Origin of the sequence: Mesorhizobium sp. M7A.F.Ca.AU.002.02.1.1 (assembly GCF_003998535.1) — a bacterium.
Lineage (GTDB): Bacteria > Pseudomonadota > Alphaproteobacteria > Rhizobiales > Rhizobiaceae > Mesorhizobium > Mesorhizobium ciceri.
In genome coordinates this window covers 1-451 of sequence record NZ_RZPB01001487.1, presented here as the reverse complement: position 1 = coordinate 451, position 451 = coordinate 1, and the positions used below count along the sequence as shown (strand labels likewise).

1 protein-coding gene is annotated in these 451 nt (G+C 64.5%); it reads left to right on the top strand.

All coding sequences use genetic code 11. The features are described 5' to 3' along the window. Window positions 1-451, top strand: a 451-nt coding sequence (locus EN879_RS38515) for a hypothetical protein (RefSeq protein WP_206521125.1), incomplete at both ends; no start/stop codon positions are given.

The window sequence follows — 451 nt, the reverse complement described above, 5'->3', positions numbered from 1 at the left end:
TCGACTGGAGCAACCGGCTCGACCGGCGCCACAGGTGCAACCGGTGATACCGGAGCAACTGGCTCGACCGGATCGACAGGTTCGACCGGCTCTACTGGGGCAACAGGTTCGACCGGATCGACCGGAGCAACCGGCTCGACCGGCGATACCGGAGCAACTGGCTCGACCGGATCGACAGGTTCGACCGGCTCTACTGGGGCAACAGGTTCGACCGGATCGACTGGAGCAACAGGCTCTACAGGTTCGACAGGTGCAACCGGTAATACCGGAGCAACTGGCGCCACCGGATCGACAGGTTCGACCGGCTCTACTGGTGCGACCGGTTCGACTGGAGCAACCGGCTCGACCGGCGCCACAGGTGCAACCGGTGATACCGGAGCAACTGGCTCGACCGGATCGACAGGTTCGACCGGCTCTACTGGGGCAACAGGTTCGACCGGCTCGACCGGAG